Source organism: Mesorhizobium sp. M0018, assembly GCF_040323955.1.
Lineage (GTDB): Bacteria > Pseudomonadota > Alphaproteobacteria > Rhizobiales > Rhizobiaceae > Mesorhizobium.
This window is the reverse complement of record NZ_JAMYVL010000007.1, coordinates 186,210-199,560: the sequence shown is the minus strand read 5'-3', so window position 1 is coordinate 199,560 and position 13,351 is coordinate 186,210. Positions and strand designations below refer to the sequence as shown.

Below are 13,351 nucleotides of genomic sequence, written 5' to 3'. Positions count from 1 at the left end.
TTTTTCAGTATCGGGTCTAAGCAGAAAGGGCAGAGTGCACTTTCTGTTTTCCTGTCCCGCCGCTTAGTGCAGGCGGCCGCTGGCGTGGGCCAGCATGGTGTAGACCTTGCCGGTATCCGACGTCAGGTAGGTCTGTGCCATGATGTTGTCGCGGTCGTTGCGCGACACGTCCTTGAGCAGCTTTTCGAAATCGTCACAGTAACGATCGACAGCAGCGCGGAACTCCGCCTCCGACTGATATTTGCGGCGGATCTCGTCGAACGTCTGCTGGCCCTTCAGCGTGTAAAGTCGGCGCGTGAAGACGTCGCGCTCGCCGCGCCGGTAGCGGTTCCACAGCTCGATCGAGGCATCGTGATCGATGGCGCGTGCGATATCGACCGAGAGCGAGTTCAGCGATTCCACGACATGAAGCGGCGACCGCGCAGCGGGAGCTGGGCGCGGCGCTTCGGCAGGCGCTGCCGGCTTGGCGTCGTCTTCGCGTGATGCACCGGTCAGGAGGTCACGCACCCAACCGCCCTGCGGCGTGCGGCCGTTGGGGTCGCGCTGGCGCGGCGCTTGGTCTGCCGGACGTTCGAGGTCGAGCGTGCCGCGCAGCGCCGTCTCGCCCGAAGGCGCCTGCGGTGCACGGCGCTGTTCGGGAGCCGGAGCCGGGCGACGTGGCGGTTCGGCGGGGCGTGCGGCAGGCGCTTGCGGCGCCGGACGCAGGTTGCGCTGTTCCGAACTGTCGGCGCTGCGGCCAGATTTCGCAACGATTTCAGAAAGTTCCTTCAGCGCGTTGATCTGCTCTGAAACGGCACGGCGGATAGCCGTGGTTGATTCCTTTGCCTCTTCCGGCATCTCGATGACGCCTTTCTTAAGCTCGGCCCGGGTGAGGTCGAGCTCGCTCTTGATCGAGCCGGCGGTACGCCGCATCTCCTCGGTCGCATCGGCAAAGCGCTTGGTTGCCGAATCGACCACTTCGGAAATCGCGGTACGGATCTTGTCGGCGGATTCCAGCGTCTTGCCCTCGGCGTTCTGCAGCGTCTGGCCGACCAAATTCTCGAACGAGCGCATGACCCTTTCGAGATCTTCCGACTTCTTGACAAGGCCGACGGCGAGGTCCTCCAGCGACGATTGCCTTTCGAGCGTGTGCTCAAGATTGCTCTGGGCCGAGCTCAACAGGTCCGAGGCACTGGAAAGCAACCGGCTGTGCTCGTCGAACTTGGTGGCGATTGAAGCAACCTCGCGTAAGGTCGACGACGACAGCTCGGTGAGCCGCGTCGTGTTCGAATCGACCAGACGCGCCGAACTGGCGAAGGTCTGCGCGGTCTTTTCCGTGGTCGCCGCGAAGCTTTGCGTGCTCCCGGTCAGGCGTTCGTCGACCTGGCCGAGATTGGTCGCCGCCTGCTCGATCAATTGACCGAGCTGCGAGCTGGAGGTGGTCATGCGGCCGATGAGGTCGGCAACGCTGTCGGCAAGCGTCGAGCGCGCGCCTTCGACGGCCGACAGGGTTTCGGCCGTGCGGCTGGCGATGGCGTCGACGAGGGCGGCGTTTTGATTGCGCAGCTTCTCGGTCGCACGTTCGGTGACCTCTTCCATGCTCTTTTGCAGCTCGGAGCCGCCCTGGGCGAAGCGCTCGACCAGAGGCCGCGCCGTCTCGTCCAGGATTTTCGATATTTCTGCCGAACGGGCCGCAAGCATCGTACTGAGCTCGCGAGTATTGGCACCGATGGTCTTTGCAGCGTCATTGGTGCTCTGACCGATATGCTGGCCGACCGCCGTAAAGGTCTCGGCGATGGTGTTGGCACGCGAGACCAGTTGCGCCTCGGCACCCGAGACTTGTTCGTTGAGCTTTTGGCCCATTGTCTCGGCGGAGTAGGCGAGCCGGTTCTCGACGCTGGCGACCTGCTCCTCGACGCGGGCCGCTGTGGCGGCAGCACTCGATGCCAGGCGTTCGTCGGCACCGGCAAGCAGTTGCTCGATTTCACGGGCATGGACGGCGAGTTCCTGGCCAGTCTGCCTGGCGCGTTCGGCAACCCGCTGCTCGGTGCTGGTGAAGGCACCGACAATGTTGTCGGCATGTTCGCCGATTGCGGTGCTGCTGTCAGCGATACGGGACACCAGGCGATGATCGGCCTCCTCGAAGATGCGGCCGATCTCGGACGCACGGGCCGAAAGTGCTTCGGAGCCTTCAGCAATGCGCGAAATAAGTTGCTGGTCGGCGGCATCGAAAATGCGACCGAGATCCGACGCGCGTGCCGCGAGCGCTTCGGCGGATTCACCGATGCGCACGCCCAGCCGCTCGTCGGCCGTTTCGAAATTGCGCAGGATGTCGCCGGCACGTGCCGCCAGCGACTGGGCCGTTTCGATGGCGCGAGAGACCAGCCTGTGGTCCGCCGCGTCGAAGGTGCCGGCAATCTCACTTGCTCTGGCTGCCAGCTGATCGGCCGTTTCCTGGGCACGCGCGAGCAAGCTGTTCGACGTGTCGTCGACGCGGGCAATCAGTGCGCTCGACGTATCCTCGGCGCGGGCGGCGAGGCGACGATCCGCCTCTTCAAAGGTGCGGGCGATGTCCTCCGCCCTGGCGAGCAGGGCGGCCGAGGTCTGCTCGGCGCGCTCGGCGATCTTGCGGTCGGCATCGCTGAATGCCGCGCCCGCCTGCTCATGCAGCGCGCTGGTAACTTCCATGACCTTCTCGCGCAGCGCGCCGGCGACGAAGACCGCGCTTCTTTCGAGCACACTGCGCACGTTGTCGACACCCGTCGACAGCGCCCGCTCCATTGTGCTGGCGCGCTCTTCAATGATGCCTGTCTGCCGGCTGAACGCCTGCTCGATCTTTTCTACGTCCGCAGCGATCGCATCGGAGATGTCGGTGCTCCTGGCGGCGATCTGGTCGATATGGCCGGACAGCGAACGGTCGACATCCTTGCGCGTTTCGGCGAGCCTGGAGAGATCGTCCTGCAGTGCGCGGGTCAGCATGTCGCGACCCTCGCTCAGCTTGCCGACATGACCGGCGACAATCTCGTCGACCTCGCTGCGGCTCATTGCAAGCCTCTCCAGGTCGGCTTCCAACGCGCGCCTGAGGATGTCGCGGCCTTCCGCCAGTTTCTCGACCTGGCCGGCAACCAGCCCATCGATGCTCGAGCGGCTTTCGGCCAGCTTGGCGAGATCGTCCTCGAGCGCCTTCGACAGGGTCGAGCGGTCCTGGACGAGCTTCTCTGCGTGGGTTGCGACAAGGCTGTTGACGTTGCCGAGATCGGCTTCCAGCGCACGCGAAAACTGCGCGCGATTATCGGTCAATAGCTGCGACTGATCGGCGATGGCGCCCCTGATCGTGTTGAGATCGGCCTCCAAGGCGCGCTTGAGGATATCGCGGCCTTCGGCCAGTTTCTCGACCTGGCCGGAAACCAGTCCGTCGATGCTCGAGCGGCTTTCGGCCAGCTTGGCAAGATCGTCTTCCAAGGCGCGCTTGAGGATGTCGCGACCCTCAGCCAGCTTCTCGACCTGGCCGGCGACCAGCCCGTCGATGCTCGAACGGCTCTCTGCCAGCCTGGCAAGATCGTCCTCGAGCGCTTTCGACAGGGCCGAACGGTCTTCGGCAAGCTTGTTCATATGTTCGGAGACGACGCCCCGCACGGTCTCGAGATCGGTCTCCAGTGCCCGCGACAGCTGACCACGGTCTTCCGCCAGCTTTTCGGACTGGCTGGCGATGACGCCCTTGACGGTGCTCAGATCGGCTTCGAGCGCACGCTTGAGGATGTCGCGGCCCTCTGCCAGCTTTTCGACCTGGCCGGCAACCATCACATCGATGCTCGAGCGGCTTTCGGCCAATTTGGCGAGATCGTCTTCGAGCGCCTTCGAAAGGGTCGAACGGTCTTCGGCGAGCTTGTTCATGTGATCGGAGACAACGCCCCGCACAGCCTCCAGGTCGCTCTCCAGTGCCCGCGACAACTGGCCACGGTCTTCCGCCAGCTTTTCAGACTGGCTGGCGATGACGCCCTTGATCGCGTTTAGGTCCGATTCAAGCGCGCGCTTGAGGATGTCGCGGCCTTCGGCCAGCTTCTCGACCTGGCCGGCAACCAGCCCATCGATGCTCGACCGGCTTTCGGCCAGCTTGGCAAGATCGTCTTCAAGCGTCTTCGAAAGCAGGCTGCGGTCGTCGGCGAGCCTGCCAGAATGATCGGCGATCAGGCTCCTGATGTCGGACAGGTCGTTATCGAGTGACTGGGAAAGCCCGCTGCGGTCTTGCGTCAATTTCGCCGAATGGGCCTCAATGAGGCCATTGATGCCGGCGATGTCGGCTTCCAGCGCACTGGCGAGTATGGCGCGACCCTCGGCGATCTTTTCGACTTGACCGGCGACGAGGCCGTCGATGCTGGCGCGACTCTCTGCCAGTTTGCCGAGGTCGGCCTCGAGCGCGCGCGAAAGGATGCTGCGGCCTTCGGCGAGCTTGCCGACATGCCCGGCAACCATTTCATCAATTATCGTGCGGGCTTGCACGAGCTTTCCAGAGTCTTCGTTCAAGGCCTGGGCAAGCCTGTTGCGACCCTCTTCAAGGCTTTCGAGATGGCTGCCCAGCGAAGCGTCGATCGCTGCGCGCGATTCATTGACCTTGCGCAGATCCTCTTCAAGGGCGCGCGAGATCAGGCCGCGGCCTTCGGCTAGCTTCTGCACCTGGTTAGCCACCGCTGCGTCGATTTCGGCGCGACCTTCGGCGAACTTCGCCAGATCGGCCTGCATTGCCGCCGCCATCCGGTCGCGGCTTTCGGAAAGCTTGCGGCTGTGGTTCTCGACGGCTTCCTCGATGCCGGCGCGAGCATCGGCAAGCCGCTCGATGTCCGTATCGAACGAACGCGATACGACATGGCGCGCCGCTTCCATGCGCCCGGCGAAATCGCCGGCGCGGGCTTCAAGCATGGTCGAGGTCGATGAAATGATGTCGGCCATGTCGGCGCCGATCTGGGTCTTGCCCTGATCGATCATCGCCGACAGCGTCTCCTTGCTATCCTGGAAGGTGTGGGCGATTTCGCGGGCGCGCTCGACCAGCGTCTCGTTGATCTGGCGTGCGCGAGCCTCCAGCGCGGCGTTGAGCTTCTGCGTGCCGGTGTCGAGCGCCTCGGCGCGGGTCTGGAACTCGCTGATCAGCGCCTGGCCACGTTCGGCAAGCGTCCGCTCGATGCCGTTGAGGCTGGCTTCGAATTCCGAATTGAGTGTGCGGGCGGCACCGCCGAGCAGCGACACCATGCCGCTCGTGCGGTCGTCGAGCAGGTCGGTCAGTGACCGCGTCAGGCCATCGGTGGTGTCCGTCAGCTTGGCGATCCGGGTGTCGAGCAGGCTGGCGAAGGCCTCGCCCGACGTCGACAGCCGATCGGTGATCGATTCGAGCCGGCCTTCCACCGAATCGAAGATCGACATCGAGCTTCCGTTGATCCTGTCGATCAGCGTGTCGCCGGATTCGTTGATCGTCATCGACAGCTTGGTCGAGGCGTTGAGAATGCTGTCGCGAATGATATCGCTGGCGGCGTTGATCTCGTCTTTCAGTGTCTCGTGGGCGCCGGTGATCGAGGCGCGCACGCGCTCGGCATGGGTGACGACCGCTTCGCGCTCGCTGCCCAGCCCGTCGACCAGCGAGCGGATGCGGGACTCGTTCTCTGAATAGGAGCGCTCGATCTGGTTCACCTCGCTGTGGACCAGCGTTTCGAGCTCGACGGCACGCGCAAGCGTGCGTTCGATGCCTTCGCCCATGGCTGCCACCTCGCGGCGAACCGCTTGGCCGATCATCATGACGCGATCCTGGGCAAGATTTTCCGGCTCGGCCAGACGGAAGGCCACCTCGGTCATCGACTGCGCGGCAAGGCGCATCTCCTGAGCGCGGCGAATCATCACTGCGAATGCCCAGAACAGGATGACGGGCACGATTGCCGCGACCGCCAGGCCGATCAGCTCCGGACGGGCGAAAAACTGATCGAAGGTGCGGATGTTCCAGATGCCAGGTCCGAACAACAGGTTCGCAAGGCCGCCAGCGCCGGCGATCCAGGCCAGCGAAACGAAAGCCACGACCCAGTAGATCGTGTTCGAGGCGCGCCGATTGAGGGTGTGCAGGAGCGTCTTATAGTCTTTTTGACGATCGTCGTTGGCCGGCGAGAAAGCTGCCGGCTGCGAGCCATTGCGCGTTGCGACAGGACGCAACTCAGCCGGCTTGGCCTTTGGCGCGGGATTTGCGATCTGGCTTTGATTGGCGGCAGGTGCCGCGTTCTGGGTCTGGTCCGGGGCAGGCGCTTCGTTCTGGCTGCGACCTTCGCGCGCCAGCTCGTCGGCGGCTTGCGATATTTGCGCTTCGAGATCTTCCATGGATGCAGCCATGTCGAAGTCGCCGCCGGCATCGCCGCTCAGATCGATATCAAGTGCCTTTTCAAGTTCCCTGGCTACGTCGCTGTCGAGCGTTCTTGTCGTCGTTGGTTTCTTCGCCATGCCTTCGCTACCCTGTACAAGCTGCCGCGGGACTTATGGTTCTGCTTATTGATTCTGCCTAGCGTGTCCCGCGCAGGAGGCTGAAAATGGACCTGTCGTATCGTAATGACACAGCCGGGTAAAGAAAACATGCATTCCGCCCGATACGTAAAACTTTAAATATAAGGTTAACACAGCCGTGATTCCGGCGCCGTTATCGCGACATTTTTCCGGGCCAATCATTAACCCGTTGTCCACCGGATACGCCTAGTTTTTGCGGCGGTCGAAGAACGGAGTCTCAAAGTGATACGTGGCGAAAACGGCATTGCCTTCTCGATGCCCGGCGGCGACGTGTCGGGGACAGCCGGGGCGCGGCCGATCGACCTGGCGCATCTTGCGCGCCAGACGATGGGCGATCGGAGCCTCGAGCAGGAGGTGCTGGCTCTGTTCGTGCAGCAGGCGCTGTCGGTGCGCGACAAGATCGTCGATGCGGATGTCAGGCAGCGGCTGCTATTGGCACACGGGCTCAAAGGCTCGGCGCGCGGGGTCGGCGCCTTCGCCATTGCCGATTGCGCCAGCGCGATCGAATGCCGGCCCGAAGACGCCAGCACGCTGAAGCGGCTTGGCTCGCTGATCGAAGAAGTGCGCGACTTCGTCGCCGCCATCAGCCGGTAGCGCTTATTCCCAAAACGCCACACAGCGGCGCTTTGGCGCCGCAGTTGACTTGTCCGGCAGAGTGATTATGTCGGCTCAGACTCCCTTCAGGTGACAAATGACCAAGCTGACCTTCATCGCCCATGACGGCACGCATTTTGACGTGGATGCCGAAAACGGCTCGACCGTCATGGAAAATGCGATCCGCAATGCGGTGCCGGGAATAGAAGCGGAATGCGGCGGCGCCTGCGCCTGCGCGACCTGCCATGTTTATGTCGACGAAGCCTGGACGGCGGAGGTCGGCGAGCCGGAAGCCATGGAAGAGGACATGCTGGATTTCGCCTACGAGGTCCAGCCGAACTCGCGGCTGTCATGCCAGATCAAGGTGCGCGACGCCCTCGACGGGCTGGTCGTGCGTGTGCCGGCCCGCCAGGGCTGAAGCCGATTTTTGCGGCTGCCGCTTGGCAGCGGACCAATGGTCATGCAGTGTCGCGCCGTTTTCCCATAAAGGCGCATGCTTCATGACCGCTATCACCAAGACGGACGTACTCATTGTCGGGGCAGGGCCTGTCGGCCTGTTTGCCGTATTCGAGCTCGGCCTCTTCGACATGAAGTGCCATCTGATCGACATACTCGACCGGCCCGGCGGGCAATGCGCCGAACTCTACCCGGAAAAGCCGATCTACGACATTCCGGCTTGGCCCTCGATCTCGGCGCAAGGCCTGGTCGACAAGCTGCTTGAGCAGATCGCGCCGTTCAAGCCCGAATTCACCTATAGCCGCATGGTTTCGAGCCTGGAAAGGCTGGACGACGGCAGCTTCCGCGTCATTACCGACGAAAACGAGGTGTTCGAAACCAAAATTGTGGTGATTGCCGCCGGCGGCGGTTCGTTCCAGCCGAAGCGGCCGCCGATTCCAGGCATCGAACCCTATGAAGGCAAGAGCGTGTTCTACTCGGTGCGCCGGATGGAGGACTTTCGCGGCCATGACCTCGTCATCGTCGGCGGCGGCGATTCGGCGCTCGATTGGACGCTGAACCTGCAGCCGGTCGCCAAGAGCGTGACGCTGGTGCACCGGCGGCCCGAATTCCGCGCAGCGCCCGACAGTGTCAACAAGATGTATGCCATGCAGGAGATGAAGCAGCTGGAATTCCAGGTTGGACAGGTGACTGGCCTGACCGGCAGCGACGGCCAGCTAGTCTCGGCCACGATCAAGGGGCCGGAGGGCGATGTCGAAGTGCCGTGCACGCGGATGCTGCCGTTCTTCGGCCTGACGATGAAGCTCGGCCCAATCGCCGAATGGGGGCTCAACCTCCACGAGAACCTGATCCCGGTCGACACCGAAAAATTCCAGACGTCGGTTCCCGGCATCTTCGCCGTCGGCGACATCAACTGGTACCCCGGCAAGCTGAAGCTGATCCTGTCGGGCTTCCACGAGGTCGCCTTGATGGCGCAGGCAGCCAAGCGCATCATCAGCCCCGGCGAGCGCATCGTATTCCAGTATACGACCTCGTCGACCAGCCTGCACAAGAAGCTCGGCGTGGTCGACTGAAGCTCGCCGGATTTCGCCGGACAGGTCTATTCGGCCAGGGTTGGGGCCACAGCCTCGGCATGGCCGCGAAGCGTTTTCTCCGGCATCAGCCAGAGCGTGATGAGCGACAACAGCAAGATCGCGGCCGCGGCAAGAAAGATCATCACGAACGGCATGGCCGAGGCGATATGGCCGGCCGGCTGCGTGCCTTCGCTGGCCAGCGGCAGCCCGTAACCAAGGGCGACGGCACCGAGCATAGCGACGCCAAGCGCGCTGCCCAGCGAGCGCAGGAAGGTGAGAACGCCGGTCGCCACGCCAAGGTGCATACGATCGACGGCGTTCTGGACCGAGACGGTGGCAACCGGAAAGGTCGTGCCTGTGCCCAGGCCTACGCAGGTCGTCAACACCTCGACGAGCAACAGTGAGGCATGCCCGGCGACCAGGCTGAGCACGCCGAGGCACAGGATCGAGAAAACAGTTCCGATCATGGCAATGCGTTTATAGTGAAAAAAGCGCGGGATCATTCGCGCGCTGAAGGTCGCACCGGCCACCGTGCCGAGCATCAGCCCAAGCAATGCGGTGCCCGATTGACTGACCGACAGGCCGACGACCGACTGCAGGTAGACCGGCAGATAGACCGACAAGCCGACATTGGCGGCCTGCAGCAGGAACATCGACAATGTGCCGGCGAGAACGATCGGATTGCCGAGCACTTCGAGCGAGATCAGCGGTTCGGCCGCGCGCATGAGCCGCAGCGCGAACGCGCTCCAGAACACCGCCGAGCAGGCGAGCAGTCCAAGGATTTCAGGCGACAGCCACGGATACTCGCTGCCGCCCCAGTTCAAGGCAAGCAGCAGCAGCGAGGTGGCCGCGACCAGAAGCAGCGCGCCGAGGCCGTCGATGCGGTGATGTTTTGCGGCGATCGGCAGCTTCTTGAGCGGGTTGTTGATGATCGCCATGGCCAGCAGGCCCAGCGGAATGTTGATCCAGAAGATCAGCGACCAATGCAGATGTTCGGCGAAGGTGCCGCCGAGCAGCGGCCCGGCGATGCTGGCGACGGCCCATGTGCCCGAGATCCAGGCGGCGTATCGGGCCCGCTCGCGCGGCGGCACGAGGTCGCCGATCACGGTCTGCGTCAGGGCGAACAGACCGCCGCCGCCGGCGCCCTGGATCGCCCGGCCGACAACCAGGACCAGCATGTTAGGGGCCGTGGCGCTGACCAGCGAGCCGGCGAGAAAGATCAGGATTGCAGCATAGACGGTCGGCCGGCGACCATAAATATCGGAGATCTTGCCGTAGAGCGGCGCCACGGCGGTCGCGGTCAGAAGATAGCCGGTCACGATCCATGGCAGATATTCGGCATGCCCGAGCAGACGTGCCATCGTCGGCATCGCCGGCGCGACGATGGTCTGGTCGAGCGCCGCCAGCAGCATCGACAAAAGCACGCCGCCGATGATGGCGTTTTTCTCGGTTTCGTTCAGCGGCGCGTTGGTTTCCACCATCGTTTGCTTGTCGACAGCCTGGTCCATATCCGTTCATCCATTATGCCTGCGTACACGTCCGCGACGGGCTGGGAAGCATCTAGTACGCCGATTGGCGTTTGCCGGAGGCTGATCCCTGCGAACCTGGCATATGTCGTTCGCTATAGGCCGATTTCGACAGCGGCTCGAAAGTTTTCCGAAGCTGGCACTATGTTTCGGCAAAATTGGCTTTGTCCGACGACGCGGAGTTCAGCCGGGAGCGAGCCGGCCGTTCTCAATGCGCTCGATGCGATAGTGCAAAAGCCGCAGGATGCGGCTTTGGAAATTGGCGCTTTCGACGCGATCGAAGCGCATCTGGTCCTGGTCGTGTTTGGCAAGCATGGCCGCAGTGATTTTTGCGGCCTTGGCCTTTGCCAGTTCGCAGGTCTTTTCCGGGTAGCTCGCCTTCAAGGCGTCTTCTAGTTCGCGGCCGTGGTTCTTGGCAATCTCGACGTGGCGTTCCTCATGGCGCTTGATGTCGGCGGACAACGTATCCCAGAACAGCCTGACGCCGGCATCGGCTTTGCGCGGGCGGCGCCACTCAGGAAGGATGACCTTGACCTTGACGGTGACGACAGCATCGGCAATCCAGCACGAGCCCGGCTTTTGCGCATAGCTGACGCGGGTGGTGAACGCCATCTGGGTAGCTCCCGGATGCCGCGACCCGGTGCTTTTCACCTGAGGGCCGAGTTTCGACAGCTGGGTCTCGATGTCGTCGAGCGTCCTGCCGCCGATCGGGAAATAACTATATGTCTTGACGAGAGTTGCAGCGCCGGCCGGGAATGCGGTCAGAGCGAGCATCAGGGCGCAAAGGAGGGATCGTTTCATCGTGTTGCCTCTTTCCCCACCTTGCTTTACCGCCGTCCTCGGCGCAACGGAATTGATCCCCCGCCACGCCGCGGGATCGAACATGGTTGATGGGCAATGATGACAGGGCGATGGCAGTTGGCGCACGGACGCCATCTCGACCTTGGCGGCAAGGCCGTGGTCGTCGGCATCCTCAACATCACGCCGGACAGTTTTTCCGACGGCGGCCTGTTCGATGCGCCGGAAAAAGCAGTGGCCCAGGCGCGCCGCATGGTCGAGGAGGGGGCCTCTGTCATCGACATCGGCGGAGAATCGACACGTCCCGGGGCGTCTGCGGTCTCCGCAAAGGAGGAACAAACCCGCATACTGCCCGTCATCGAGGCGCTGGTGAAGGCCGGCGGAACGCTGATCTCGGTCGATACCTATCGCGAGGATACGGCCCGGCTTGCCGTCCAAGCCGGCGCGCATATCGTCAATGACGTCTGGGGCCTGCAGCGCGAGCCGGGCATTGCCCGCGTCGCGGCCGAAACCGGCGCTGGCCTTGTCGTCATGCACACGGGACGGGACCGGCAGAAACTGCCGGACGTGATTGCCGATCAGCTCTTCTTCCTCAGGAAGTCGCTGGAAATCGCGCGGCGGAGCGGTGTTGCCGACGATCATATCGTGCTCGATCCGGGCTTCGGCTTTGCCAAGGAGACGGCAGCGGAAAATCTTGACCTGATGGCACGGTTTTCCGAGCTTCATGCGCTGGGTTTTCCACTGATGGCCGGCACATCGCGAAAGCGCTTTATCGGCACCGTCACCGGCCGCGACGCAGCCGCAAGAGGCGCCGGGACCGCGGCCACCAGCGTCATCCTGAGGCTCAAAGGCGCGCATCTCTTTCGCGTCCACGATGTCGCAATCAACGTGGATGCGCTGGCCATCGCCGATGCTATGCTGGCACGTGAGATCGGGGAAAGCTGAGCCATGTATGTCATCCGCATGAAGAACTGCGCCTTCTTTGCCCGGCACGGTGTGCTGGACGAAGAAGAGACGCTCGGCCAGCGCTTTTATGTCGATGCGGCACTCATGGTGGATCCCGGGCGGGCGCTGGTCGAGGATTCCATTGAGGACACCGTCAATTACGGCATCGCCTTTGCGGTCATCGAGAAGATCATTACCGGCGAACGGCGCTTTCTGATCGAAGCGCTGGCGCTCGAAGTGGCGAGGGCGCTGACGGCGCGGTTTCCGCAGATCAAGAAGGCCGAGATCACCGTGCGCAAGCCGAACGCCCCGGTGCCGGGTGTGCTCGATCATGTCGAGGTGACCGTTGTCTGGCCAGAATAGTAACAACAACAACACCGTCTATCTCAGCCTTGGTGGCAATCTCGGTGATCCGGCGAAGTCAATGGCTGCGGCACTGGGCATTCTGGATGCCAACGAGAGAACGCGCGTCGTTGCCGTTTCGTCGCTCTACCGCACGCCGCCCTGGGGCAAGCTCGATCAGCCGGATTTCCTCAACGCGGCGGCCGAAATCTCGACCGCGCTCGCGCCACGGGCTTTGCTCGACCTTTGCCTCGACGCCGAGCGAAAACTGAAGCGGGTGCGCGAGGAGCGCTGGGGTCCACGCCTGATCGATATCGACATTCTGGTGTTCGGCGACCGCATCATCCACGAGACCGGACTGGAGGTGCCGCATCCGCGCATGCTGGAGCGCGCCTTCGTGCTGGCGCCGCTGGCAGAAATTGCGCCGGAGCTTGTGGTCGACGGCAAGAGCGTATCGGAGCGGCTGGCCGCCGTCGACACATCGGGCATTGAACGGCTGGCGTCAGGCCGGGATTGGTGGAAAACCTGATGCTGTCGCCATCGGTGCCTGAAATCAGCCGGAGAACCCACCTCCGTCGAGGAACATTTGTTCGTCCGGTGTCGTCTCGCGGCCAAGCATCCTGTTTCGATGCGGAAAGCGGCCGAAGCGCTGGATGATGTCGCGATGCTCGATCGCATATTTCAGATAGATCGGGGCTTTGGCGGCGGTAAGCTCTACCGATTTGAGCTGATCGGCGAGGTCCTCCGAATGCTCATAGGGCAGATAGAGAAAAACGCGGAGCTCTTCGTCGAGTGCCAGGTCATGGCCGGCAGCGATCGCTTTCCCGGCGAAATGCCGCGCCAGCGGGTCCGTGGCGTACATGTGGCCGGTGGCGCGAAAGCAGTTTCGCGGAAACTGGTCGAGCAGGATCATCAGTGCCAGCGACCCTTCGGCGTGTTCGGACCAGCCGTCGCATTCGCGGCGGGCGGCGGCAAAGTGCAAATCGAGAAACCGGGTGCGGAAGTCGGCATCAAAGGCGTCGTTCTTCTCGAACCACGCGTCCTCCCCGGCGTCGCGCCAGAATCTGGTGATGGAGACAGCGCGCTCGTCCAGTTCGTTCATCATTC

General features: G+C 63.0%; 10 protein-coding genes. 6 read left to right on the top strand and 4 right to left on the bottom strand.

Translation table 11 applies throughout. From position 1 onward, the window contains the following. Window positions 1–63: 63 nt before the first annotated feature. The gene (locus NKJ81_RS12505) at window positions 64–6,450 is read right to left on the bottom strand and encodes an apolipoprotein A-IV repeat region-like domain-containing protein (RefSeq protein ID WP_352540615.1); all 6,387 of its coding nucleotides are present in this window, start codon (window positions 6,448–6,450) and stop codon (window positions 64–66) included. 285 nt (window positions 6,451–6,735) lie between these two features. On the opposite strand from NKJ81_RS12505, the gene NKJ81_RS12500 reads away from it, so the two are divergent. The 3 genes from NKJ81_RS12500 to NKJ81_RS12490 all read left to right on the top strand — a co-directional run bounded on the left by NKJ81_RS12500 (window position 6,736) and on the right by NKJ81_RS12490 (window position 8,633). After that, on the top strand, window positions 6,736–7,104 hold the full coding sequence (locus NKJ81_RS12500) for an Hpt domain-containing protein (protein WP_292660938.1): 369 nt from the start codon (window positions 6,736–6,738) through the stop codon (window positions 7,102–7,104). 97 nt (window positions 7,105–7,201) lie between these two features. Next, a complete protein-coding gene (locus tag NKJ81_RS12495; protein WP_023674833.1) occupies window positions 7,202–7,522 on the top strand; it encodes a 2Fe-2S iron-sulfur cluster-binding protein in 321 nt (106 codons plus the stop codon). Between the two features lie 82 nt (window positions 7,523–7,604). After that, window positions 7,605–8,633 (top strand): NAD(P)/FAD-dependent oxidoreductase, encoded by a 1,029-nt coding sequence (locus tag NKJ81_RS12490; protein WP_352540614.1) that lies wholly within the window; start codon window positions 7,605–7,607, stop codon window positions 8,631–8,633. A 26-nt stretch (window positions 8,634–8,659) separates the two neighbouring features. Here the strand turns inward: NKJ81_RS12490 and NKJ81_RS12485 are convergent, their stop codons facing one another. Next, window positions 8,660–10,141, bottom strand: coding sequence for an MDR family MFS transporter (locus NKJ81_RS12485; RefSeq protein ID WP_352540613.1), 1,482 nt, complete (start codon window positions 10,139–10,141; stop codon window positions 8,660–8,662). A gap of 201 nt (window positions 10,142–10,342) precedes the next feature. After that, window positions 10,343–10,960, bottom strand: a complete 618-nt coding sequence (locus tag NKJ81_RS12480) for a DUF922 domain-containing Zn-dependent protease (RefSeq protein WP_023674836.1) — start codon at window positions 10,958–10,960, stop codon at window positions 10,343–10,345. A gap of 96 nt (window positions 10,961–11,056) precedes the next feature. On the opposite strand from NKJ81_RS12480, the gene folP reads away from it, so the two are divergent. The 3 genes from folP to folK are packed head-to-tail and all read left to right on the top strand — an operon-like array spanning window position 11,057 to window position 12,773. After that, a complete protein-coding gene (folP, locus tag NKJ81_RS12475) occupies window positions 11,057–11,902 on the top strand; it encodes a dihydropteroate synthase (RefSeq protein ID WP_352540612.1) in 846 nt (281 codons plus the stop codon). Window positions 11,903–11,905: 3 nt separating this feature from the next. Then, window positions 11,906–12,265 carry a dihydroneopterin aldolase gene (gene folB, locus NKJ81_RS12470; RefSeq protein WP_352471721.1) on the top strand — a complete coding sequence of 120 codons (360 nt, stop codon included), beginning with the start codon at window positions 11,906–11,908 and terminating at the stop codon, window positions 12,263–12,265. Further along, on the top strand, window positions 12,249–12,773 hold the full coding sequence (gene folK / locus NKJ81_RS12465; RefSeq protein ID WP_352471720.1) for a 2-amino-4-hydroxy-6-hydroxymethyldihydropteridine diphosphokinase: 525 nt from the start codon (window positions 12,249–12,251) through the stop codon (window positions 12,771–12,773). The genes folB and folK overlap by 17 nt, the downstream gene beginning before the upstream one ends. Before the next feature lie 24 nt (window positions 12,774–12,797). Here folK and NKJ81_RS12460 read toward each other — a convergent pair whose 3' ends face one another. After that, a complete protein-coding gene (locus NKJ81_RS12460; RefSeq protein ID WP_352448961.1) occupies window positions 12,798–13,346 on the bottom strand; it encodes a DUF924 family protein in 549 nt (182 codons plus the stop codon). Window positions 13,347–13,351 lie beyond the last annotated feature (5 nt).